Annotated in this window: 18 protein-coding genes; 2 read left to right on the top strand and 16 right to left on the bottom strand. The window is 42.5% G+C overall.

Annotated features, from left to right (window positions below; translation table 11 throughout):
• Window positions 1-9: 9 nt before the first annotated feature.
• The 8 genes from MKY52_RS27145 to MKY52_RS27115 all read right to left on the bottom strand — a co-directional run bounded on the left by MKY52_RS27145 (window position 10) and on the right by MKY52_RS27115 (window position 9,845).
• A complete protein-coding gene (locus MKY52_RS27145; protein WP_341054805.1) occupies window positions 10-1,323 on the bottom strand; it encodes an MFS transporter in 1,314 nt (437 codons plus the stop codon).
• 167 nt (window positions 1,324-1,490) lie between these two features.
• Entirely contained in the window at window positions 1,491-4,022 is a 2,532-nt protein-coding gene (locus MKY52_RS27140; RefSeq protein ID WP_341054803.1) for a GH39 family glycosyl hydrolase, read from the bottom strand.
• 143 nt (window positions 4,023-4,165) lie between these two features.
• A complete protein-coding gene (locus tag MKY52_RS27135; RefSeq protein WP_341054801.1) occupies window positions 4,166-6,019 on the bottom strand; it encodes an ABC transporter ATP-binding protein in 1,854 nt (617 codons plus the stop codon).
• Window positions 6,006-7,745 carry an ABC transporter ATP-binding protein gene (locus tag MKY52_RS27130; RefSeq protein WP_341054798.1) on the bottom strand — a complete coding sequence of 580 codons (1,740 nt, stop codon included), beginning with the start codon at window positions 7,743-7,745 and terminating at the stop codon, window positions 6,006-6,008. The genes MKY52_RS27135 and MKY52_RS27130 overlap by 14 nt, the downstream gene beginning before the upstream one ends.
• An 11-nt stretch (window positions 7,746-7,756) precedes the next feature.
• The gene (locus MKY52_RS27125) at window positions 7,757-8,242 is read right to left on the bottom strand and encodes a nitroreductase family protein (RefSeq protein WP_341054796.1); all 486 of its coding nucleotides are present in this window, start codon (window positions 8,240-8,242) and stop codon (window positions 7,757-7,759) included.
• Window positions 8,229-8,612 (bottom strand): hypothetical protein, encoded by a 384-nt coding sequence (locus MKY52_RS27120; protein ID WP_341054794.1) that lies wholly within the window; start codon window positions 8,610-8,612, stop codon window positions 8,229-8,231. Before MKY52_RS27120 ends, MKY52_RS27125 begins: the two co-directional genes overlap by 14 nt.
• A gap of 191 nt (window positions 8,613-8,803) precedes the next feature.
• Entirely contained in the window at window positions 8,804-9,094 is a 291-nt protein-coding gene (locus MKY52_RS30435; protein ID WP_405176747.1) for a hypothetical protein, read from the bottom strand.
• A 106-nt stretch (window positions 9,095-9,200) separates the two neighbouring features.
• On the bottom strand, window positions 9,201-9,845 hold the full coding sequence (locus MKY52_RS27115) for a formylglycine-generating enzyme family protein (protein WP_341055652.1): 645 nt from the start codon (window positions 9,843-9,845) through the stop codon (window positions 9,201-9,203).
• Between the two features lie 231 nt (window positions 9,846-10,076).
• On the opposite strand from MKY52_RS27115, the gene MKY52_RS27110 reads away from it, so the two are divergent.
• The gene (locus tag MKY52_RS27110; protein WP_042188137.1) at window positions 10,077-10,523 is read left to right on the top strand and encodes an OsmC family protein; all 447 of its coding nucleotides are present in this window, start codon (window positions 10,077-10,079) and stop codon (window positions 10,521-10,523) included.
• A gap of 129 nt (window positions 10,524-10,652) precedes the next feature.
• Entirely contained in the window at window positions 10,653-12,545 is a 1,893-nt protein-coding gene (shc, locus tag MKY52_RS27105; protein ID WP_341054791.1) for a squalene--hopene cyclase, read from the top strand.
• Window positions 12,546-13,078: 533 nt separating this feature from the next.
• On the opposite strand, the gene spoVB is transcribed toward shc, so the two are convergent.
• The 8 genes from spoVB to MKY52_RS27065 all read right to left on the bottom strand — a co-directional run bounded on the left by spoVB (window position 13,079) and on the right by MKY52_RS27065 (window position 24,837).
• Entirely contained in the window at window positions 13,079-14,635 is a 1,557-nt protein-coding gene (gene spoVB, locus MKY52_RS27100; RefSeq protein WP_341054788.1) for a stage V sporulation protein B, read from the bottom strand.
• Between the two features lie 313 nt (window positions 14,636-14,948).
• Window positions 14,949-17,738, bottom strand: a complete 2,790-nt coding sequence (locus MKY52_RS27095; RefSeq protein ID WP_341054784.1) for a glycoside hydrolase family 3 C-terminal domain-containing protein — start codon at window positions 17,736-17,738, stop codon at window positions 14,949-14,951.
• Between the two features lie 188 nt (window positions 17,739-17,926).
• Window positions 17,927-19,408, bottom strand: coding sequence for an Lsa family ABC-F type ribosomal protection protein (locus tag MKY52_RS27090; RefSeq protein WP_341054781.1), 1,482 nt, complete (start codon window positions 19,406-19,408; stop codon window positions 17,927-17,929).
• Window positions 19,409-19,725: 317 nt separating this feature from the next.
• Complete coding sequence (locus tag MKY52_RS27085; protein WP_076285748.1) at window positions 19,726-20,226, bottom strand: DinB family protein; 501 nt, start codon at window positions 20,224-20,226, stop codon at window positions 19,726-19,728.
• Window positions 20,227-20,556: 330 nt separating this feature from the next.
• Window positions 20,557-21,105 (bottom strand): CueP family metal-binding protein, encoded by a 549-nt coding sequence (locus MKY52_RS27080; protein WP_341054778.1) that lies wholly within the window; start codon window positions 21,103-21,105, stop codon window positions 20,557-20,559.
• Between the two features lie 178 nt (window positions 21,106-21,283).
• On the bottom strand, window positions 21,284-22,150 hold the full coding sequence (locus MKY52_RS27075; protein ID WP_341054775.1) for an SDR family oxidoreductase: 867 nt from the start codon (window positions 22,148-22,150) through the stop codon (window positions 21,284-21,286).
• Window positions 22,151-22,333: 183 nt separating this feature from the next.
• Window positions 22,334-24,085 (bottom strand): sensor histidine kinase, encoded by a 1,752-nt coding sequence (locus MKY52_RS27070; RefSeq protein ID WP_341054773.1) that lies wholly within the window; start codon window positions 24,083-24,085, stop codon window positions 22,334-22,336.
• The gene (locus MKY52_RS27065; RefSeq protein WP_341054771.1) at window positions 24,082-24,837 is read right to left on the bottom strand and encodes a response regulator transcription factor; all 756 of its coding nucleotides are present in this window, start codon (window positions 24,835-24,837) and stop codon (window positions 24,082-24,084) included. The genes MKY52_RS27070 and MKY52_RS27065 overlap by 4 nt, the downstream gene beginning before the upstream one ends.
• Between the last annotated feature and the right edge of the window lie 9 nt (window positions 24,838-24,846).

The raw sequence follows: 24,846 nt of genomic DNA, 5'->3' as shown, positions 1-24,846 counted from the left end.
GTTTTTTTCTTAGACCAGATTGGCTTTTTGTGATTGCACTTCGACAGCTGTTAGTTCAGCAGTTTGAGCTCTTTTCTCTGTTCCCACTTCTGGAAGTGGCTTCACTGCCAGCATACCGAGTATAGTGCAGAAGGCAAGGAAGATGTAAAAGAAGGTCCAACTGCCGATGCCTAACAGCACAGGAGCGATTGCTGGAACAATGGACTGTGGCAAGGCATTAGCTACGTTCATAATCCCGAAGTCTTTGGCTGAATCCTCTTTACTTGGAAGAATGCGTGCAACGAGTGCCATATCTACGGCTGAGAAGCAGCCGAAGCCCAATCCGATCACTGCAGCTCCGGCAATGTAGGCCGGATAACTTGGCACAAAGGCAAACAACAGAACCCCAATAGCAATGATGAACCCTGAAACAATCAGGAATGGTTTTTGCTTACCAAATTTATCTGACAACACCCCACCGAAGATACTTGTAATTGCAACACCCACTAGCATAACGATATTAATCGTAGCAACCTTTGCGGTGGCCAGCTCTTCCGTAAGTCCCATCCGGTTTACCAGCATGACTGTGAGGTATAAAGTGCTACAATATCCCATCATGATCAGGAACTTGGATACGAAAGCCCAAGAGAATTCCGGGAATTTACGTGGACTAGGAAAAATCGCACTCAGCTTCTTACCCAGCGATATTTGATTATGTGTCTTGGGAACAAGTTCTACTTTACCTTCTTTAATAATCAATGTACTGAGAAGTGGACCTATGATGCCGATTACGCCTAGCAAAAGCCACTTAATTTCTGAAGAAACTGAGGTCATCACTGTCATCATGATCATCCCTACCGTCATAGCGATTGGAATAGTGAGACCGATTAATCCGGAGATTGTCCCTTGTTTCTCCTGAGGTACTTGGTCTGGAATAAGCGCTGTATAGGCTGCCATCCCTACATTGAAGAAAAATTGTGCGACTGCCCAGCTAATCATGATCTGCCAAGGCTCTTTGGCGAAACCAGTACATACCAGCGCAGCACAGCCAACTAGTGGACCTAGGATAATCCACGTGCGCCGCCGTCCGAACGAAAGATGGGTTCGGTCACTGAGTGCACCGCCAATCGGATTTCCGATAAGAGCAAAGAATGCACCTATTCCTGCAACCAGTCCATAGGAAGAGGTATATCCATTCGGATCCACTTCAATCATTTTAAAGGTCAGCAGCAAGGTGGCAGGTGTCATCAGTGCCAGCATCATCATGCCGTAACCAAGCAGAATACCAAAGGTCAATCTACGAAAAGGGGTGTGAACCTGCCCTTTAATCGATGCTCCAGTCATTGTAATTCCTCCTCGTCCTTTTAGAAAACGTTTACAATTTGATTATAAAATAAACCACCTCTTGGAGGAGAGGTGGTCAATTACACACTTTTAGGTTCATTTTTAATCTAAATGAAAGCGTTTCAATATCATTCATCAAGATGAAGCTTAAAAATTGACTCATTTTCTCAAAACAATGGAGTCAGCTCAATGAGCTCTACGCTATGAGGTTCCATTCTAATAACAACAGAAAGCTCTTCACCTACTTCAAGAAGTTGAATCTGTCTACCTGGAAGAGAGGCAGCTTTTAGATAAGCAGTGTCCTCTGCAGTCAGAACGGGTGGAGCCCCCATTTCTACCCACTTGTCAAAGCTGCTGCCATGTGCCCTGTTGATCGTATGATTCACTTGCTTATATCTGCTAGATGGTAATCCAGTTAAAGCGAGCTCAATTTTAAGAAGCCTCTCGTTTTTGAAGCCATTATAACGACTAGTAGGTGTAATGAATGAAGTATCACCAAGCGCGTACAAATCATCAAAATGACAGTAATTATAAGCCAAAATCTGATAACCACCTCTTCCAGCTGTCACGATATAACCCTCTTCATGTGCGACTAGCCGATTCCCCAGCTTAGCGAGCATTTCATAGGCATTCATAGCCGCTTTCGAAATTCCATACTGAGCCATAAGTCCAAGTCCACCATGAAATATCCGGGATGAAGCCGCTGTTTCTTCAATATTGTCACTCAGTACCCAATATCCGAACCCACTGATGCTGTCGAGATTTTCGATGATATTTTTTACGATATATGCAGCTTTATATAATGTGTCATTGGTCAGTTCGCGATGAAATGCCGTTGAATTCCATTCGGTTAAATATAGCTCTTGTCCGTTAAGTCCCAGCTCAGCGAGCAGTCCGATTTCACGCTCCAGCGATTCCTTCAAATAATCGGGGTTTGGGGACACTTTGTTGAACCCCTCTACTGTAAGCGGAGATATTTCTTTTTCACTTAATCGTTCCTTAGGCTCCCAATTTTTACTAAGCAGATCATCCATGTCCTCATGCGGATAAAAATGTAACGGGATAAAGTCTGGAAGACAACCCCGTTCTTTGCAGAAAGCGAAAAACTGTTCACAAAACGCATTGGAGTTCAGAGTAATAATTCTACCGGGAGCGCCAATCTGAAGGTTCAGAGAGATGGATTTAAGGGTCTCGAACGTTCGGGCATACAATTCGTTGTACGCTTCTTCCGTCGCAGGCCAGAACAAACCATATTCCGGTTCGTTCCAGAATTCAAACTTCCAGCTTTCCACCTCTTCAAGACCGTACCGATAGAGACAATGGCGAATAAACCGATCTACCAATTCACACCAGCGGTCCATGGATTTAGGCGGACTCACGTAACTCTTTTCATAAAACACATGTTTACTGCTGTCTGCTGCAAGATCAAAAGGCATAAACCCCAGTTCTATAAAAGGCTTCAAGCCGATCGATAACAAAAAATCAAACAACTGATCGACAAAGCGAAAATTATAATGTGCCTGCCCTTCGTGATCCTCCCTGTACACCATCATTGAATCATCAAAAATTCCATGAAAACGCAAATAGCGAAACGGACACCGCTCTTGTACATATTTCAAATGAGCTTGTACATCACTTTGAAGTCCTTCATTTGCTTTACTAATCGTAATGATATTTTTCCAGCTATGCTGGATTTGCCGCTGAATCCTGTCTAAAGGAATACTCGCAGACAGCTGAACAACCGCATGTACGGGTTCAAGTTGGTGAGACTGACTACGCCGGAGGAATTGCCGAACAATACCCAGTGCGCTGGATTGATTAAATGCTAAGTAGCCGGAAGCAGAACCTTCCTGTTTCGCATGAGTTTGAGGCCGATATTTTTTGCGATACTCATGTGGTGTAATATGATATCGGCTTTTGAATGCAGCGTAAAAAGATTTTGCGTTTGGAAAGCCCTGCTCAAGTGCCAGCTCAGCAAGCGAATGCTCTTGATCTCTTAAAAGGGCTTCTACGGTATTTTTTAAACGAATGCTGGTTAAGTAAGTCTGGAAGTTGACCCCAATGTTCTCACTAAAAAATTTGGACAAATACGGCACTGACAAATACTCTCGTTCCGCGATTGTCTGCAGCGACACCGGGTCTTTATAATGTTCATCTATATAAGTGATGATGCTCATCATTCGTTCCATATATTTTATATTCATCGCTTCGCCGGAATTTGGCAGCTTGAACTGTTTGACCAAAACAGAGAATAACCCAAGCATACGTGCTTCCATCCCCAGTTCATAGGCTTCTCCACCTTTGTACTTCAGCTGTACCATTTCAGCCATGAGCTGACGCATGTTATCTAAGCCATTTTGCTTCTCAGGACCGACTTCAGCAGAATAACATTCAAAGCTGATCTTCTCCACATTGTGGATATGCTGCTTAAGATAGGTTGTTGGGATTTGAAAGGTAGCGATGATATTCTGATCTAATCCGATAACTTCATGCACGTAACACTGGTTAATGAGTAGCATATCGCCTTCTTTAAGCCTATATTGACGGTTTCCGGTCGAAACCTCTAGATTGCCGGACAGCACAAAAATCAGCTCCACACTCATATGCCAGTGATTCGGCACAAAGTTGACACTATGTAAAGAAACATCAAACGGTAGTTTGCCTTCGGTCTCAAGCTGTTCATAGCTGGAATGGCTCAAATAATCACTTCCTTGTTTACATTATCTTGTAGTAGCATACAATGTAGCGTTTCGGCGGTCAATTCGATGGTCTGTGGTCACCTCGCTAACAAAAAAACACTGATCCAAGTCAGTGTTTTTTCATAAGCCATACAAATGTTTCTTTAAATCGCTCGTTTGAACTGGGTATTGTATAACTCGTAATAGGCGCCCTGCATCGCAAGAAGCTCCTCATGACTTCCTTGCTCAGCAATTCCTCCACCCTGGATCACGAGTATGCGATTGGCGTCCTGGATCGTACTAAGCCTGTGGGCGATTACAAAGCTTGTTCGACCCTTCATCAAATTCTTCATTGCTTGTTGAATGTGCATTTCCGTACGTGTATCCACGCTACTGGTTGCTTCGTCAAGAATTAATATGGCAGGATCAGCTAAAATTGCGCGAGCAATCGTTAACAGCTGGCGCTGACCATGACTCAAATTACTTCCTTCTGCATTGAGGAGGGTCTCGTAACCATGCGGCAATCTTTTGATAAAAGCATCCGCATTGGCTAGCTGAGCCGCCTGCTCAATCTCTTGATCGGTCGCATCGAGTCGGCCAAACCGAATATTCTCACGAATCGTTCCCGAGAATACATGCGCATCTTGCAGCACCATCCCTAGTTGACTACGAAGTGCATTTTTATCCAGCTCTCGGATGTCGCGACCATCAATTCGTATGGAACCGCCATTCAAATCATAGAATCGGATCAGCAGGTTAACGATGGTTGTCTTACCTGCTCCTGTTGGCCCAACGAGTGCAATTTTCTCCCCAGGTTTTGCTTCAAACGTAACGCCCGACAGAATCGGGGAATCCGCTTTGTAAGCAAAAGAAACGTCCTGAAAAACAACCTCCCCTGTTAATCTTGGGAGATCCTCACTTTCTTCATCCCCGTATTCGGACGGCATCTCCAAAACCTCAAACACACGCTCAGCACCGGCGATTGCAGATTGAATTAAATTGTACTGGTTAGCAAGGTCAGAAATGGGTCTACCGAACTGTTTGGAATAGGTAAGGAAGCTAACGATTATACCAACCGTAGCCATGTTATGGAACGCCATCCAGCCCCCAACCCCGGCAATGATCGCAAATCCAAGGTTATTAATCATGTTCATCACGGGTCCCACTAATCCTGATACGATTTGTGCCTTAATGCTGACCTTATTCAGTTCTCCGCTTATTTTTCGGAATCGTTTAACTTCTGACTCTTCCCTACTGTATTGTTTGACCACCTTTTGTCCGCTGATGGTTTCTTCGATGAACCCGCCAAGTTCACCTAAATGTCGCTGCTGATTTCTAAAATAAGTGCGGCTTAAACCAATGATTTTTCGACTAGCCAATAAAACGAGCGGGATCGTGATTAATGAGACTACAGTCAACGGAACGTTCATCATTAACATAATAACGAGTGAGCCGCTTAGTGTAATTAAACTATTTAACAATTGGGTTACACTCTGATTGAGTGTGCTGGATACACTTTCTATATCGTTAGTTGCCCGGCTCATCAATTCTCCGTTAGCACGAGTGTCAAAAAACTTAATGGGCAGCTGCTGATACTTGCTGAACAGATCACGGCGCAGCTCAAAAACAGTATTCTGCGAAACAGATGTCATGACGTATGCTTGCACCCAGGCAACTACACTGCCTAGCCCATAAATGCCAATAAGGAGTATGCAAAACCGAATAAGACCCTGATAATCGTGTGGAATAACCGCAGTATCAATCGCTTTACCTATGAGATACGGTCCGATCAATGAAAGAAGTGCATTCAACACAGTAAATACATATACAATGATTAACCCGAACCGTTGACGATTCAAATAAGTCCAGATGCGTTTAAGGGTGCTCGCTTGATTTTTGGCGCGCACGATTGGCACAGCGCCGCCGCGTCCGGGGCCAGATCCCGGTCCTATTGCTGGTCCGAATCCGCCTGCTCTAGTGATAGGAGGGGTGTTCATGCCGTTATCATGCTTTGACATAAGGAACCTCCTCCCCTTTCATCTGCGATTTCCAGATGTCTCGATAAATTTCACTGCTACTCATTAGACCATCATGTGTACCTTGTACAGCAATTCGGCCATTTTCTAGAATTAAAATGCGGTCCGCGTCAATCACTGATGTGACACGCTGAGCAATCATTATATTAGTGCTGCTACTCAGCCGTTTTTTTAACATTTGCCGAATTCGCGACTCTGTCGCCGCATCGAGCGCGCTCGTACTGTCATCCATGATGAGAATTGTTGGCTGAATTAACAACGCCCTTGCAATCGAAAGCCGCTGCTTCTGCCCACCGGACAAGTTGATGCCTCGTTGGCCAAGCACTGTATCATAACCCTGTGGTAGCTCTAAAATAAAATGGTGAGCTTCAGCAGCTTTTGCTGCTTGTTCCACTTCTTCATCCGTAGCCTCCGGTCTGCCATATCGGATATTATCACGGATTGTTCCGCTGAACAGAATGGCTTGCTGCATAACGTAACCGATCTTGCGACGTAAATGTTCCAAAGAAATTTGCCGAGTGTCGGAACCATCAATTGTGATTGATCCAGAAGATACATCGTAAAGGCGTGGAATGAGGCTCACCAAGGTTGATTTACCAGCGCCGGTGGCTCCAAGAATGGCTACAGTTTCACCTGGCTCAGCAGTGAAATTGATGCCATCTAAAACGAGGTTCTCATCCGCAGGATCATAGGCAAAGGAAACGTTGTCAAATACAATTCGACCGTTTTGTAGCTTATCTTTTTTAGCTTCGGTTACGTCTGTAATCTCGCTGATCGTAGAAAACACTTCATTCTCCCGATCAGCGGAGACCTTTGCACGCGAGAAGAAAGTGAGCATATTGCTCAACATCAGCATAGACATCAACAATTGAGTGATATAGTTAATGAAGGCAATTAGCTGACCGACCGGCAGCGAGCCGTTCCAGCTCTGCAGCCCACCAAACCAAAGAACAGCTACGATACTGACATTGAGCACAAGCATCATGAGCGGCATATTTAACGACATTAATCGCACCGCTTTTATCGCAGTTTCTGTGTAATCCTTATTAGCTGTATTAAACCGTTTCTGTTCATGCTTAGCACGGACGAAGGCTTTGACTACACGGATACCCGATAAATTTTCCTGTAATACTGTGTTGACGCCGTCTAATTTGACCTGCATTTTCTCGAACAAAGGGAAAGAAAGTCGAATCAACCCATATAATATTGCAACCAGCAATGGCACGGCAACGACAAGGATAAGGGTCAGCGAAGGACTAATCCGTATAGCCATTATCAAGCTGCCAATTAATAGTAATGGAGAGCGAATATTCCGCAAAATCATCTGAACAAAGGTTTGTAGCTGTACCACATCGTTTGTTAAACGAGTAATCAACGAGCCCGTCTTCAATTGATCCAGATTCTTGTTTGAGAATTTCTGAATATGTTCAAACAGGTTAATCCGTAAATCATTCCCGAAATTTTGTGAGGCGATGCTCGAAAAAACGGTGCAGCCCACCCCACCAATTAGACCGACAAATGCTACTCCGAGCATGGTCAATCCCGTCGAATAAATATGTGATAAATCTTTCGTCATAATCCCATGATCCACAATGCTCGCCATTAGTGTAGGTTGAAGCAAATCCATAAACACTTCGAGCATCATCATAAGTGGTGCTAACACAGACCACACCCAATATGGCCTTAAGTAACTCTTAAGTTTCCACATTCCATCACCTTTTAAGATAAATATGTGATTTTTGATTTCATCGGTGTTCTTGGTTTAGCATTTGGGATTTCCTCCGGATATCCAATACCAAATAGTCCAATCACATCGTAATCTTGCGGGACACCTAGAATTTCACGATTATGAGGTAAAGCACCTAAAGAAGCCCAATATGCTCCAACCCCCACTTCATGTGCAGCTAATAAGAAGTTCTGTGCGAAACAAGCGGCAGCCATAACATTCTCGTCACGTTCAAACGCTGTTGCACCAGGTTTAGATAAGATAGCAAGAACGACAGGAGCACTTCCAAAATTCGTCTTATGCTTTAATTTAGCTCTAGTCTCAGGCCCGATAAATAGGAGTTCCCAAGGTTCGTTCATACGATGGTTTGGAGCATAACTAGCTGCTTCCAGCCAATTCAATAAATCATCCTCATGAATCGAATCCGCCTTAAATTGCTTAATACTTCTACGGGTTTTTATAAGATCAATGGTTTTCATTTTTTTGATCATTCTCCTCTTTTTTAATTTCGCCAACAGTTTTGTCTTCCGGCGTTACTTCATGAATCTGAAAAATATGGATAAACTCTTCAATAATCGCTTCCGTTGCCTTCAATTCACCGCTAATCACTTGCTTGATCGAATCCAGCTCCGGTGTTTGCAGCTGCCGCTGTAAAGTGGCTCGATTCACATTAAGCTTTTCCAAAAATGCTAGAGCTCTGCCGCGACGAAAAGTTTGAGCACTTTTGGGGGGACCATCCATAGAATCCATCCCATGTCTGCTCATATGCTCGCGATCTCTATGCTCTCCACGGTCTTTGTGTTCCCCATGTTCTCTATGACCGCGTTTTTCGAAATGTCCATCACGCATATTTACTCCTCCTTTTATTTGTATACATATGTATACGTTTCGTTTATGTATACAAATGTATACGTCCGATTGTTATCTGTCAAGTTATCTTTTTCATTAGCAAGATCCACAAAGAAAAAACCGCACAGAGTGCGGTCAGCTTGGAGAGATGCTATTCATTTTACTGACCAAGATTTTTTGCTATATCTCAACTATTGATTAACCTTCTTTAATCTTTGCGGCTCCTTAGGATCTAGTTGCTTCCAATCTGATGCATCTCTGTCTGTGAAAATATAATCCGTATCTGGTTCATTAGCAAATCTAACATATACAGGGAACTTCGGCATTGAGCTCAGTTTAGCTTTAATACTCAGTAAATCAGATTCAGAGTATCCTTCAACAGTGATCAAATATTCTCTTAAGTTTTTCTCAAGTGAATTATATTTAAACTGAAGTGCTGCGTACATTCCTAGAACGAGCAGAGTAATAATTACAACGGAGATAGCTACAAACTTTCTAATTCTAGAAGCACCTCCTGTAGTAAGTCTATTTTAGGAACAATCATTTTCTGTGTTAATGTGAATTGATTAATGTAGAGACGAATTAATGTTATAAAGATCGACCAAGACGAAATCCAAGATCATCCACACAAAATGTGGGATGGCTACGACGACGACAGGTTGCTCCACAGCCCCTGGCCTCTTCAGCCCAGCTGCCTCCTCGAAAAATCCGATAGGAGCCGTACACTTGTTCATCATATAAATCCCAGCACCACTCCCAAACATTCCCCAACATATCATAAAGCCCCCATGCATTCGGTTCTTTCGACCCTACAACATGGAGTTCACCATCTGAATTTTCATTGTACCAAGCTATCTTATCTAGCTCGCCATATTGATAGCCAGTAGTTTCTGCTTTACATGCATATTGCCACTCTGCTTCTGTTGGAAGTCGATAGCCACCCGCTTCCCTATCCCAAATAATATGATCTCCATCGTCACTTATAATATAAGCTTCTTTCAATCCAGCCTTCTGAGAAAGCAGATTACAGAAAGAAATAGCATCATTCCAAGAAACATTCACCACAGGTTTAAGATTTTCGACGGATGACTTCGTTGTTTTTTTAGTAACAATATTGTATAGATCCACCGTTACAGGATTCGGTGCAAGAAGAAATGGTTTTATTTCAGTCTTCCATTTAGTTTTTATTCGATCATCTCTTAACTCTATTGCTCCCCCTAGAATTTTAACCATAGGACTGTTCAAGTAGCGCTCAATTTCATTTGACACTTTATCTCCTCCCCATACTTTTTAACAAAATCCAACTCATGAAGATGTAAGAATCCAAATAATACTAATCAAGTATTGACAAGGTACAAAGAATAGAACTATAATCTAAACAATTCCTAGAAAAATACTATGAATTACATAAAATTCGAAACATCTAATCATAATTGAGTTGTCCAGAAGAAGGAGTGTAGACAAATGCCAAATGTTCAAACTTTCAAAGCAACTGCCCATTTACAAGATGGGGTTAAAGTCATTACAAAAGCAAGACAATTCGAGCTCGTCATCGATGAACCACAAAATCTTGGGGGTACGGATACAGGAATGAATCCTGTTGAAGCTTTGCTTGCTTCTTTAGGGGCCTGCCAATCTATTGTGGCTCGAGTTTATGCTTCCAAATTTGAGGTAGAGCTTGAAGATTTCAGAGTAGACGTGGAAGGTGATCTGGACCTCGATGGATTTTTTAACCGTTCTGAAGTCCGTCCCGGCTATTCCGATATTCGATATACATTCTACATAAAGACCCCATCCCCTGCCGAGAAGGTCGAAGCATTCGTACAATTTTTAGAAAGCAAATGCCCTGTTGGTGACACGATTGCTGCCCCCGTAAATCTTAAGCTGAACCGTATCGTGATTGAAAATTAACCGATTGATTAGCTAACATAGTATCAAGGGCTGTGAGGTTGCATAAAGCAACTTTACAGTCCTTTTTCATTTCAACCTCTCATCCATCATATAATACTAAAAATGAAGGACCTCGGAGGTACCTAAGGAATGAATTCTATACTGAGCACAGTAGATAATGAGATCGAGCGTTTAACGGCATTCCTGATTGATCAACAGCAGCAAGATGGATCTTGGCACTTTTGTTTTGAAAATGGAATCGTTATCGATGCCTATGTCATCATTCTTTTTCGGATTTTGAACGTACAGAATGAAGCCCTGATTCGACAACTACATGATCGTATTCTTGCTGAGCAACAGTCCGCTGGATTCTGGCAATTGTATAGAGATGAAGAAGATGGTAACTTATCCACCTCGGTTGAAGCCTACTACGCCCTTCTCTATTCTGGGTACAGTAAGGTGACAGATGAGCCGATATTGCGCGCAAAGCATTATATTCAATCCAAAGGTGGAATTGGAAAAGTAACTAGCATCCTAACCAGAGTCATTCTCGCAGCTACTGGTCAGAGCAAATGGCCTTTATCGATCTCTTCGATTCCCCTAGAAGTTCTGTTATTCCCGTCTTATTTTCCTATTAACTATTTTGAGTTCTCTGGCTACTCAAGAGTGCATCTCACGCCTATGCTTATCATGGCCGATCGACGTTTCTCGATCTCAACAGCGAATGCTCCTGATCTATCTGATCTCATAGACACACGCATTGAAGATGTTGAACCCGCTTCCCGTGGATATCATGAGCTGCAGGACGTTATTCAAACTGGCCTAAGCAGACTTCTTGGAAGTCCTCGCTACATTCACGAGGTTGCCCGAACTAAAGCAGAACAGTTTATTCTCCAGCGGATTGAATCAGACGGGACTCTATACAGTTACGCAACTAGTACAATTCTTATGGTGTATGCCCTTCTGGCTCTGGACTATGACCAGCAGCATCTTCTGATTACGAATGCAATAGATGGGCTTACCTCGATGCAATGCCGTTCTGAACGTAAAATAACAATTCAAAACTCTCCGTCAACGATATGGGATACGGCTCTAATCGCTTATACTTTGCAGGAGGCACAAATTCCCGATCATTATCTCGCGATTCAACGTGCTACTTCGTATCTGCTGACTAGACAACAACATAAAACTGCTGATTGGAGTATTCATAATCCGGATACGACTCCGGGGGGATGGGGTTTCTCAGAATCTAATACGATTAATCCGGATGTGGATGATACGACCGCTGCTTTACGAGCCATTCGAAGTTTATCAATAACTCAGCCATCCTATCTAGAGTCATGGAATCGTGGACTGAACTGGGTCCTATCGATGCAGAATAAAGACGGGGGCTGGCCAGCTTTTGAAAAAAACACCAATAAAGAAATGCTCACTTGGCTCGCAATCGATGGGGCTAAATCTGCTGCTATTGATCCCTCGGAGGCAGATCTAACCGGGCGCACCTTGGAGTATCTCGGGAACTTTGCCGACCTTGATACGCGAAACGAATTCATCGGGCGAAGTGTGAAATGGCTGATTCAGCATCAGGAGAAGGATGGCTCATGGTACGGAAGATGGGGCGTTTGTTACATCTATGGGACTTGGGCTGCCTTAACAGGATTGCAGGCAGTTGGCCTGCCACTGGAACATGATACATTGCAAAAAGGAGCGAATTGGCTTCTAAGCATACAGAATTCGGATGGTGGCTGGGGGGAATCTTGTCATAGTGATCGGCTTTTGAAGTATGTACCATTAGGCGAAAGTACGCCTTCCCAAACCGCATGGGCGCTTGACGCACTCATCACCATTCAGCCGAAATCAACAGCAGCGGTGGAAAAAGGAATTGAAAGATTAATCATGTCTATTCATGAAGAGGATTGGAAAACTTCTTATCCAACAGGCGCTGGTCTCCCCGGTAATTTCTATTCCAATTATCATAGTTATCGCTATATCTGGCCGTTACTCACACTGAGTCATTTTAGAAAAAAATACGGCCAAGGATAATACTCGGTAATAACTAGCGTAGTCCTGCTTCACTTCACAAGGTGTCTCATAAAAGCTAGATCGCGCCTTATGTAATCCTTTTTTGGATCTAGCTCCCCTTTCCAATACCCCGCTCCGGTATGTATTCATCAGTTCAAACAAAATTCGTAAAAAACATCAGAGCAGCGATCAACCTATATTGGAGAATCGTTGCTCTGATGTTATGAACCGGGGGTTGAATACTTTTGTCCGTTACACTTCCTTCTAAATCACCCAGTCTTGATCAAGCTCAGAGCTTTTCTGACCCAGAAGACACTATTTGCCTGTTTTTAGGCTTTTCAGTTAGGTTACGGACTCCAGTGAAACTATTCCTTAAAAAGAGAGTCATTTGGGGTATTTTTCAATGCGCAATTGTTTTGAATGATTATAGCTGTACAAAATACAGTTAAACACCTCGCTGCTCCCCGTTACCTTCATCCGCCTCCATACTGTTACACAGAGGGTTACATCATATTCGATTTACTTTTTGGAGCATGATACCGAAATATCCCCTTTCAAGAAACAGGCGTAATCGTCGGTGGTTTCGGTGACCGTTCCCAAGCATGGGTTACCTGCAATGTTGCAGCATAGGTGATCAATGAAACTAATAGCGCTCCGGACAGTTCAATGATCTGCCCCAGGTCCATTCGTTCCAGTATACCGTGAGCCGTCATCCCGCAAATCGTCATGATAATTCCTCCAGCGCCCACCTTGAATACAATGCGAAAGTCAAAATAAAATCCGATCGTTCCTGCCACAGACATAAAATTCAGCAGTGTCAGCAGCAAAAGCCCTAGTCCGAACCCTATAGCAACCCCTTCGATGCCAATATTAGAACCGAGAACAAAGATCGCAATCACTTCAAAAATATTTGTAAGAATATGGTTCCACATGACGGTTGATGCTTTCCCCAAACCAAGAAGAATCGCTTGCAGTGGTGCTCCAAAATAATAAAGGAAAAATAAGGGGGCAATCAACCTTAGCAGCTCGCCCGCTTCTGGCGAATGATAGATCAAAGTAGTTAATGGTACAGCCCATAAGTACAGGATGATTGTACATGGAAGACCTACAATAAGCGCGGATCGCATAGCCATATCCATACGACTATGCATAAGCTTGCTATTATTGCTCACACTTGCTTCGCTGATCGCCGGAATTAATGCAGTGGACAACGATTGTGTGAAGAAGCTGGGGAGAAACAACATGGGGAGAGCATATCCCGCTAAAAGTCCGAATTGCTTAGTCGCCATCTCAACCCCCACACCAAACAGGACTAGACTTTTCGTAATCAGCAATGGGAGAAACGCATGATAGAGAGAATGAATAAAACCGCTGCCTGTCATCGGTAAGCCGATGCGCAGCAGATCTCTCAACGTAGTGTCTCCTTTGGGTGAAAAACTTGAATTAGGCGGTGGGGCGGGTTTGATTTTCCCTCGATTTGCCCATTTGAAGACAGCAAACAAATAGAGCAAACCAAAACCTTCGCCGATCACGGAAGCCGCCATAGCGCCCGCGGCTGCATAAGCAATCCCATAAGGCAGTAAAACGTTGACAACACCGATAATGACAATGATTTGCGCCAAATTCTCAATAATATCGGAAAAGGCCAGCGGGTTCATGTTCTGTTTTCCACGAAAATAACCTTTCAGTACAGCTGACATCGCAATAATTGGAATGATCGGCGTAATAGCGACCATAGCATAATACGCCCGCTGATCGGCTAAAAAAACCGACGCGATCCATTTGGAGCCAAATAGAGCCACTAAAGTTAGTATAATACTCAACGTACCCGTAATACTTAAAGATACTTTGAGAATTCGCTTTACTCGCGCTTCATCCTGCTTAACCTCAGCTTCTGAGACAAGCTTTGAAATCGCAACAGGAAGCCCCAGCTCTGTCAACGTAATAAACAAGGGTAGCAGTGGATGAGCAATCATAAGCAGCCCTACCCCCTCGGCTCCCAAGAAACGTGCCAGCAAAACGCCATTCAAAAATCCGAGCCCTTTTGTAAAAAATGACGACACGGTTAAAATGAACGTGCCACGAATAAAGCTTTGTTTACGCATCCCCATTTCTACGCATCTCCACCTATGGTTTGTCCTGGTCCTACTTTCTAACTTATTCGAACAAACACAAGTACATGCAGACAAGTATTTGTAAAGTATATAATCTGCAAAAAGCCCGACACACCATAGTTGGTGTACCGGGCAATTTCCTCATATTTTAGTATCCGATAAAGGAGTTGAAATCACCCCTCCATACTCATGTAGAGCAGTGGAAATGAAATATATGATCCCCCCGCAACAATAAGTACAACAAAAAAAACCGCGAAAAAATATCGCGGTTTTTAGAAATGGTTAATATTCCAACATTAACACATGACACCTAGTCGATTTTATTGAATTCAATCCAATCGATCTGCAAACCTGGTTTGATGAACTCCAATTTCATATCATAAAGACCTGCTTCGAGTTCAACTTTCACAAGCTTTTGTCTGATCCACTGACCTTCAGTACCATTTGTTTGAATGGTTGTCATCAATTGATCATTCACTGATACATTGCACGCACTTTGAGCCAGCTCAGGTTCCGTTGACATGATATGCACCAGGATACGGTATTGACCAGCCTGTTCCACTTTAAAGCTAGTCGATCCTTCTACGACAGGTTTAACCTGTGGATTCTGTGATAAGGATTGAGCTTGTTCTCCAGTAAGTGAAGGATTAGCTTTAAAGAACTCTACAGTTTCTACAATTTCCTGTTTTCTCGAGAATACAGGTGCATTCATGATAAACTCACAAATGTTTATGGCAGAACGTTGGAGCTCTCCACGGGTTAACGTACCATTTTCCAAGGACTCAATGGTGTTATCATTCCATCCGTTAATTTCTGAACCATAGTTAGGTACAACCATATAGAGGTCGTTTTGTGCACGAACCATCCAATTTGTATATTTCCGATCTGCTGGTCCACCATTAACTACATCATTCATGATCGCCCACCAGTCAGTCATTACAATGCCTTTAAAGCCCCACTCCCCACGAAGAATCGTGGTGTTCAAATCATAATTCGAAGCCGCCCAGTGTCCATTAACTGGATTGTAGGAGGTCATTATAGAATTCGAACCGCCCTGCTTCACGGCGATTTCAAAACCTTTCAAATAAATCTCACGAAGTGCACGTTCAGACACCACGGCGTTTACTTTACTACGATGTTTCTCCTGATTGTTACAAGCGAAATGCTTCATCGTAGCGGTTGAGCCGCCTTTCAAAATACCGCGAGTACATGCAGCAGCGAACACCCCAGAGATCAAAGGATCTTCTGAAAAATACTCAAAGTTACGTCCATTAAGCGGACTGCGTCGGATATTAAGGCCAGGTCCAAGCAAGGAATCCACGTTATTTCTTAACAACTCTTGCCCTTCCATAACATAAAGCTCTTCTACCAATTCCGCATTCCAAGTAGCTGCAAGAAGCGTTCCGATAGCAACTTGAGTCGCCTTTGCTCCGCTGTCCATACGAATCCCTGAAGGACCATCAGCTGTACAAGCCACTGGAATTCCGAGATTAAATAAACTGTCACTTACGCCTCCAAATGCAGAAGCCGTGCCCGGTGTAACTAAAGGACTGCTCATCCCTTCACCACGTACAATTGCAGCCAAATCCTCATCACTGAGCTGTGCAATGAAGGCTTCCATGCTAACCTTCTGTTCATATACGTCTCTTAATTTATATCCTTTATTACCTGTTTGTGAGATCGTCTCTGGAAGATTAGTTTCAATTCGCTCAGCCAACGAAATTTTACGTTTAGGAACTTCAACATAAACAATCTCGTACGAACCGTCCGCCTTCTGAGCACCTGGCATCATTCTCGTAAAGCTTTCTGTAGGCGCGAGCGCTTCTTGCAATTGCTCCACAACTTGAAGAGCCTCAACGACATAGCCGTCTTTACCCTCAACACCTACTGCCACCACTTGTTTAACACTTGTTCCCACATACAAGCGGTACGTACCTTCTTCGAGAACATAGGCAGAAGCATGTCCTGTTACGCCTGCGTCATCATAAGAAGCCATAGAATGAGCTGAGAAACTCACGGTAAGGCGCTGTGCTTCACCCGGTTCAAGAACTTTCGTCTTACCGAATGACACCAGAGCTTTAGCTGGTTTACCAAGCTTACCTTGCGGAGCTTCATAATAGACCTGAACAACCTCTTTACCAGCAAAGGAAGTTCCTGTATTGGTAACGGTTACGCCGATTTCAATGAAAGACTCGCCTTCTTTGGTAATCAATTTAGCTTCTTCTGGCTCGATACTAAAAGTTGTATAAGATAAACCATAACCAAATTCAAATTGAACCTTATCTGGGCAAAATGTCTCGAAATAACGATATCCTACATAGATATCTTCCTGATACAAGTTCGTAAATTCATTGCCGTAATTCTGTGTTGATGGGTAATCATTGATGGAATAAGCGATTGTATCCGTCAGTTTACCACTTGGAGTTACCTCTCCAGACAGCACATCTGCAATCGCATTTCCGCCTTCCATACCACCCTGCCATGAATAAATCACAGTTGAAATTGGATATTTATAGCTTTCATCGTTCATCCAGTTCATATCAATAATGTTGGAGACATTCAGGACAACGATTGTTTGCTCAAAATATGTAGTTACCTGCTTCAGCATTGCCTGTTCATCATTTGTCAATTGGTAGCTGCCCGGTGCATCAGCATTATCCTGATCTTCCCCTGCCGTGCGTCCAATTACAAGAATGGCTTTATTCGATTTGTTTCTAGCTTCGGAAACCAATTCATTGCTCAAAGACATTTCCTTCTGATGCCAAGGTTCTGCAGCCCATGCGCCTCCACCATTATCAAATGGATTCTGTTCAATCCACTTTTCATAGACAGCAGCCAGCTCTTCGTTAACTGTAAGGTTCTTCTTACTGCGAAGACCATCCAATAAATTAGTCGTATAAGTAACATGGACACTACCGCCGGAACCAGTACCACTGCGATAATAATTCACTTGTGATCTGCCGAAAATCGCAACATTGTCACCTTCGCCAAGCGGAAGAACCTGATTATCATTCTTCACCAGCACTGCACCTTCAGCGGCTACTGTCCGGCTAAATTCTGCAAAACCTTCTAATGGAATTCCCACATTCTGTGTGCTCAACTTATTTCCTCCTGTTGTTCAATTCTATAGGTTATTTCTTGAAATCTTCATTCCTTTAATAACATGCTAACAATGCATCTATATCATTATAGTACATTGGAAAACTGGAATATATATAATAATTAACTTTATTAATATAATTATATTGGTCTAGTGGTTTTGAGATTAACTATCTTTGGAAAAAGTTCTTAGTGGAGTTCAACGATTTTCGTAGCAACATTGTTGCAAAATTCCCGATCATGCTCCACAAAAACAAGAGTTGGCGTGTATTCAAGCAACAGCTCTTCAATCTGCATACGTGAAATGACATCAATAAAATTAAGCGGTTCATCCCAAATGTACAAATGAGCTTTCTCACTAAGACTTTTGGCAATCAGTACTTTTTTCTTTTGACCACCACTGTAAGTGGATATGTCTTTATCAAATTGGATTCTAGAAAAATCAAGCTTTCGTAGAATAGATTTAAACAGACTTTCATCGATTCCGTTGTCTCTGGCATAATCCGTTAGATTCCCCTGAAGATTAGAGGTGTCTTGGGATACGTAGGAAATGATAAGCTGATTATCCTTTGTGAGAGTGCCTGTGAAATCTATATCCTCACCACACATCAATTTGATGATACTTGATTTACCTGAGCCGTTTTTACCCGACAGAGCAATACGCTCACCCTGCTCGATTGTGAAGCTTACGTCTGAACAAACCTTTTTTTCACCGTAAAAAATCGAAATATTGTCTAGCTCAGCAAGTTGACGTTTATGATAGTCAAGCCGTGTAATCTCTAGGTTCTCAGAATTTTCGATATTTTTAAGAAGCTTAGACTTTTCGTTGATCGCAGAATTTTGTCTTTGCTCAATGGCTTTAGAGCGTTTCATCATTTTAGCGGCCTTGTGTCCAATGTAGCCTTTATCCACCTTTGAGCCGGAATTTCTCGTTCCGTTTTTTGTTTTTTCCACTTCATGTGACCAGTTGCCTGTCCGTTTAGAAGAAGCAGATAAGCGTTTAATATCTCTTCTGAGTTTCTCGTCCTCTGCCAGCTCAAAGTTATCTTGTCTGACTTTATTCTCCCACCAGCTTGAAAAATTGCCTTTTTGAATTTCTATATTCGTCTTATTTATAGACAAAATATGGTCTACACAATTATCAAGAAAAGATCTGTCATGAGAGACCAGAATATATCCACTTTTCGTATTGAGATAATCACTGACCAGCTTTCTTGCCGTCATGTCTAAATGATTGGTAGGTTCATCGATCAATAGGAAGCTATTTTCCTTAATGAATAGAGTGGCTAACAGCACTTTCGTCTGCTCTCCGTTAGATAATGAATCAAAGGGCCGATATAACACATCTTCAGACACCTTTAATAATGAAAGTTCACGCATTAATTTCCAATGAATATAATCCGGAAAAATCTCGCTGATCACATCAATGGTATTAAGCTCCTTGTTATCCACCTGAAAAGGAAAATATTCAAAACTAATATGGGCAGAAATATTTCCGCTGTATTCATATTTTCCGAGTAATAAACTCAGAAAGGTGGTCTTTCCTCTGCCGTTTCTTCCGGTAAATCCTAATTTCCAATCAGTATCGATTTGAAAGTTAACATTCTCAAAAATGTTATCGTAGCTGCCCTCATAGGCAAAGGTTAGATTTGTAACATTTATTAATGACATATAAGTATCCTCCTGTATGAAAAAAATAAAAGCCACAAGAAAGTTACTTTCTTGTGACTCAAATAAATACAGCAAATCTAGCCCCAAATGGAGTTAGATAAGGATATATTGTTCGAGTGAAAAGAAGTAGTAACTTTCTTGCATACAAAAAATAAAACAAACGAAATAAACCGTTTTTGTTGTTTTATTCATCATGTGTCGCAAGAATAATTACTACACTATACTTTTCAACTCCGATCATTAATTTGTATCCATGTTATCATGCCGATTTGTTTTTTTCAACTTTCCGATCCTTAACTCATTAAGAAATTCATTTATTAGGCGTTCGCTAATTCATCTGCAGAGGGTCCGTAAAGGCCCGGCACTGGTATATTTAGAAGTCGGAAATATACCCCAAGCTGTGCCCGGTGGTGAATCATGTGATTCAAGCCGATGGTACGAAGCGCGACTGCCCGTGTCTGACGGCGGATAACCGCTGTGCCATTACGCAGTGTCCACTCCGCACCAAGCGTCTCCACATTGCTTTCAGAAATTAATTCTTCAATCTTGCGAGCGCTCATATCGAACTCTTGCAGAACCGCGGCGGGGCTCTCCAGCGCTTCTCGTCGATATGGCACAGATGCCAAATCAAACTCCGAGTGAAGAAGAATGGCTGATTGCCAGTTTAGCAGATTGACGAGATGTGTGGATAGCCCACCGAGACTCATTGACTTTTCGTGTGGTTTCCATGTCATATGCTCCTGCGTCAGCTTCTCCAGCATACGACGCGTACCAGCTAACTCCTGCAAAACATCCCCGATGATCAGATCTTTATCCATTCCTCTGTCTCCTCCCAAAAATGAAGTACACACTAAAATTTTTCATAGAGAATCACCCTTGAGTTTTTCGACGATACCCTTCAAATGTTGTATTCTTAAAACTAAGCATAACAACACTCCCTATAAAACTCGATTCTTGATATCCAGCAGATTATACCATTTCCAGGAGGTGGAAAATCACTATAATTAATCTTTACCTTATTCTTACATAGAAAAACCCTCCTATAATTCGAACCTATTTGATCAAGGTTTCATGAAATGGAAGGATTTAAAATGGCAGGTCCGATATGGAATTTTCAGAGGAAGTAGTGACTTCACTGTCTCTGATGCTTAGATGCTCTCTACTAATTGCATGGTCGTTACACATGTATTATCACTCTTAAACGTGGATAACTCGGCTTTCGCTTTTACACCATCCTGTTCAATAGTTACATTATATTTCTTATCACGAGGTAACCAAAGATCAATGAATCCGTTAGATTGGGACTTCATAGTTTGATCCACAACCACGTTGCCCGCAGTGTCCTCGACATATACATTAAACGCTTGTTCTGTTAATTCCCCTTGGCATCCAGTCAAGCTATGTGTTGCACACGGGTGTGTATTCTTAACATATGGTGCGATGGAAACAAAAAACTCATCTTTGGGTAAGTCATATTTGGTTGATTGATTGTTGCTGTCGGTCACAATAAGCTGCTCTGAAGTGATGGAAGCAGAGAGGTTTTTCATGCTGCTTGAACTATATTCCTGCACTAATTGTTTAACGTTAGATGTATCGGTTACTGCGGGTGATTTTTTATCGTTTCCCCCCACAAATAAAACTGCCCCTAAAGCAACAACAACTACTGCACCAGAAGCCATCCAAATTTTTGTCCTCATTGATATTCATCCCCTTCTCTTCAATTCAATCATTTTCATTACACCAATAGTTCACATATGTTTCCTATTATATCATTATTATTACTTCACGAAACCTTTATCATTGATGTTAACGATACACAAAAAAGGCCCCTTCTGGTTATTCACCGAGAAGAAGCCTTAAATCTTGATATATTATTTAAGCTTGCAGACTATTCACAAGATCACTGATAACATCCGCTAACGGAGTGACTGGACGATTCAGTACTTTCTCTAGATCGCCACTTTCAATATCCAGCCATCCTTCGCGAATACCACGTTGAATCGCAACAACGAATGGCAGAGCAGCTTCTGGTACACCAACCTCAGCCATGATTTTCGCATAAGCTTCGTCGTCAACTTGCAGCACTTTAATTTCTTTACCAATTACGCCACTTATAATTCCAGTCAATTCTTCTTGTGTTAAAGGCTTGCCAGACAATTCATAGACAGAATTCTCATGTCCTTCCCCAGCTAGAACATTAGCAGCAGCTTCTGCATAATCTCCTCGTGCTGCCCAGCCAACTTTACCACTACCAGCAGAAGTTACCCATGGGGCACCTGCTACGACGCCTTGGATAGATCCAATCTCGTTCTCCATGTACCAGTTGTTGCGAAGGAAACTGTATGGAATTCCGGTAGCTCGAATGGCTTCCTCGGTTACACGGTGTACTTCAGCAAGGAACAGCTCACTCTTCTCTGCATGTCCTACGCTTGTATAGGCAATGAATCCAACAGCAGCTTTAGCGGCTGCATCAATAGCTGCCTTATGTTGGCGAATCCGAGTCTCGTTATCTCCATCTGAAGATACAATTAGCAGTCGATCCACACCGGCAAACGCTACATCCAATGTTTCCGGCTTATCAAAGTCACCATGACGGACTTCCACACCACGCGCTTTAAGATCACTTGCTTTATCTGGATTCCGGACACTAACTACAAGGTCCCCTGCGGGTACAGTTTTAAGTAGAGACTCTATCACCAATGATCCGAATTGACCTGTTGCTCCTGTTACAGCTATTTTCATTTTAAAATCCTCCTCAAATTAGGATAAATTTTATCCTCTTAATAATTGTTAACCTGTAACCATTGTAGTTACATTCAAAAAAGATGTCAACTCCTTTATTTTTATAGCCTTGACTCATCCTAATAAATACAAACAACCCTCGCGGTATCCGGTTGGAATACAGCGAGGGCTTGAATGAAGATATCAGCTCCATATTAACTTAATAACCGTTCCTTTACCTACGTGACTCTCGACAGTAATCTGGCCCCCCATACATTCGATCAGTCCTTTAGAAATCGCCATGCCGAGCCCAGAACCGTTGGAGGTAGACGCTGTATCCGTTCCTCGATAATATCGTTCAAATAGCCGAATCTTTGTTTCTTCATCCATTCCATCGCCGTCATCAGCAAATTGAATGATAAATCCGGTGTTCCTATCTTTATGAATAAGCGAAACGGTCAACTTCGTATCCGATGGGTTGTGGAGCAGCGCATTTGCAGTTAAATTGTTGACAACCCTCTCTAACCATGGCGTATACAATTGAGCTCTTACTTCGGTTTGTGCAGGTAGAAATACTATTCGCTGCTTCCCGTAGGCAGGATTGGCAGCAGCTTGTTCGAGAGCTTGTTGCAGCCAAGTGTTCAATTCAACTTCCATCGTTTCAGGTGGTTTAATTCCTGACTTTAGACGATAGGTCATTGCAAGATCACTGATCAGCATGTCCATATGGGCTGATTTATCTAGCATAGTCGTTGTAAACTTACGAACTTCCTCTTTCGACCAATCGTATTTTGGTTCTGCCAGTAAATGAGCATATCCTGTGATTGAGGATAATGGGGTTTTCAAATCATGAGTAACACCAGCGATCCATTCTTCGCGTAAGCTCTCCGTCTCCTCCCGCATGACTTGATCACTCTTCAAGGTTGCCGATAATTTCTCAATTGAAACCATCACATCAGCAAAAACACGGTACCTTCTCCTCCATTTTAAGGCGGGTGTTCGACTACGACGAAGTCCTTTACGATCCGTTGGCTCTGTATAAATGGCATTTCCGATGGAATCGAGCCATACGAGCATATGCAGCATTGGCGCACCAAAACGATGTGCTTGCCATAAGGAAAGCAACACAAACGCGATCAATAAAGCGATAAGCATTGCAAATGAACCGATGATCACGACTTTAACTTCTTCTGGTACCCACATTTTTTTGCCTGGATCTGTCCCTTTGATATTGGGTTCTCCCACGATCCAAGTACGACCTGACTCCTTATCAAAAGAAGAAAGAACATGGTACCCATATCGTTCACTGTACAGGGTGCGAAGTGCAAGCTCTTGAACGGAGTACTGAGTGGGTATCATATTAGGTCTATTATAAGAAACCACTTCATTGCCTGCTGAATCTATAAGTTGAACAAAAGCTTGGGCCGATTTAATTTCTTTTTCAAGTTCATCAGGAAGTACTGGTTCCCCTTTCGCAACAGCAAATGTCCCCTCACTCACTTTCTTTAATAGTGGACCTAATACATTAGGCGCACCATACACCAGTGCGAGCTGTTTACCATCCTTTTCTTGAATCCATAATGCCAGATTATAAGGAAACGGCTGAGTGCCCGTCCAATAGGCAACTACTTCGCCAGGACCATATTGAATGGGTACATCTTTAGGTGTATTATAGGCACTCTCAACTTGCCCATCTTCATTTAGACTTTGTAGCCATCCTTTATTTTTCTTCACTTGCTCCAGTAAACTCGGAGAAAAATGTATGCCATCCTCATCAATCTTAGAAGATTCTACCAATTGTTCAAGACCCACATTGGCAAAATCACGCGTGAGACTAATATCAAGAAACCGCAGCAAAATCCAAGTAAATGTTATGGCAGAAATAGCGAGAACTACCATGCCCGTAATTGCCAGCTGTAGAACAAACTTTAACGTTAAACGGCGCTTAATATTCATGGCGCAGACAATTCTTGGCGTTCTACTTTAACCAATTTGTACCCAAGACCTCTAACATTAACGATATACTTCGGATCGGATGGGTCAGCTTCTATACGCTCTCTTATGCGGTGAATATGCACCATGACCGTATTATCATCACTTAAGGCTTCTTCACCCCAAACCTTTTCATATAATTCACTTTTGCTGAATATTTGATTGGGATGTTTACATAAGAACAGCAGCAATTGGAATACAAGTGCCGGACAAGATACCGACTCACCCTCAACCATCAGCTCCCCTGCCGTCTCATCCAGTTTAAATCTCCCGTAATCGTAAACGTTCGCAGATTTGCTGTGAACTGTCGCTGTGATCTTATCAGTACCTGATGGAGCAGGTGAACTTAAGTATCGCCGCAACTGCGCTTTTATTCGAGCGACAACTTCAAGTGGATTAAAGGGTTTAGTGATATAATCATCTCCACCTATAGCAAATCCGGTCAGCTTATCAAAATCAGAGGTTCGAGCCGTAAGAAACAGGATAGGTGCGTCCGTCGTCTGCCGGATAAAAGGACAGATTTCAATTCCACTGCGCCCTGGCAACATCACATCCAATACAATCAAATCATATTTTTTGGCTTCGCAAGCGCTTATCGCTTCTTCACCCGTCACCGCAGTATCAATATTCAAATAACCTTCCTTGCGTAGTACAGTCTCCATAATCTCCAAAAGCGATTGCTCATCATCTACAAGTAAAATCGATGCTTCATTCATTGTGAAATT

It is taken from the genome of Paenibacillus sp. FSL P4-0184 (genome assembly GCF_038004625.1).
Taxonomy (GTDB): domain Bacteria; phylum Bacillota; class Bacilli; order Paenibacillales; family Paenibacillaceae; genus Paenibacillus_AQ.
Note: the sequence above shows the minus strand (reverse complement) of the source record. Positions and strands in the feature narration are given on the sequence as shown.

Coding starts and splice junctions, on each gene's coding strand:
- MKY52_RS27145 (WP_341054805.1), bottom strand. CDS start 1,323: ATGACTGGAGCATCGATTAAAGGGCAGGTTCACACCCCTTTTCGTAGA.
- MKY52_RS27135 (WP_341054801.1), bottom strand. CDS start 6,019: ATGTCAAAGCATGATAACGGCATGAACACCCCTCCTATCACTAGAGCA.
- MKY52_RS27130 (WP_341054798.1), bottom strand. CDS start 7,745: ATGTGGAAACTTAAGAGTTACTTAAGGCCATATTGGGTGTGGTCTGTG.
- MKY52_RS27125 (WP_341054796.1), bottom strand. CDS start 8,242: ATGAAAACCATTGATCTTATAAAAACCCGTAGAAGTATTAAGCAATTT.
- MKY52_RS27120 (WP_341054794.1), bottom strand. CDS start 8,612: ATGCGTGATGGACATTTCGAAAAACGCGGTCATAGAGAACATGGGGAA.
- MKY52_RS27115 (WP_341055652.1), bottom strand. CDS start 9,845: ATGGTTAAAATTCTAGGGGGAGCAATAGAGTTAAGAGATGATCGAATA.
- MKY52_RS27110 (WP_042188137.1), top strand. CDS start 10,077: ATGCCAAATGTTCAAACTTTCAAAGCAACTGCCCATTTACAAGATGGG.
- shc (WP_341054791.1), top strand. CDS start 10,653: ATGAATTCTATACTGAGCACAGTAGATAATGAGATCGAGCGTTTAACG.
- spoVB (WP_341054788.1), bottom strand. CDS start 14,635: ATGGGGATGCGTAAACAAAGCTTTATTCGTGGCACGTTCATTTTAACC.
- MKY52_RS27090 (WP_341054781.1), bottom strand. CDS start 19,408: ATGTCATTAATAAATGTTACAAATCTAACCTTTGCCTATGAGGGCAGC.
- MKY52_RS27085 (WP_076285748.1), bottom strand. CDS start 20,226: ATGGATAAAGATCTGATCATCGGGGATGTTTTGCAGGAGTTAGCTGGT.
- MKY52_RS27080 (WP_341054778.1), bottom strand. CDS start 21,105: ATGAGGACAAAAATTTGGATGGCTTCTGGTGCAGTAGTTGTTGTTGCT.
- MKY52_RS27075 (WP_341054775.1), bottom strand. CDS start 22,150: ATGAAAATAGCTGTAACAGGAGCAACAGGTCAATTCGGATCATTGGTG.
- MKY52_RS27070 (WP_341054773.1), bottom strand. CDS start 24,085: ATGAATATTAAGCGCCGTTTAACGTTAAAGTTTGTTCTACAGCTGGCA.
- MKY52_RS27065 (WP_341054771.1), bottom strand. CDS start 24,837: ATGAATGAAGCATCGATTTTACTTGTAGATGATGAGCAATCGCTTTTG.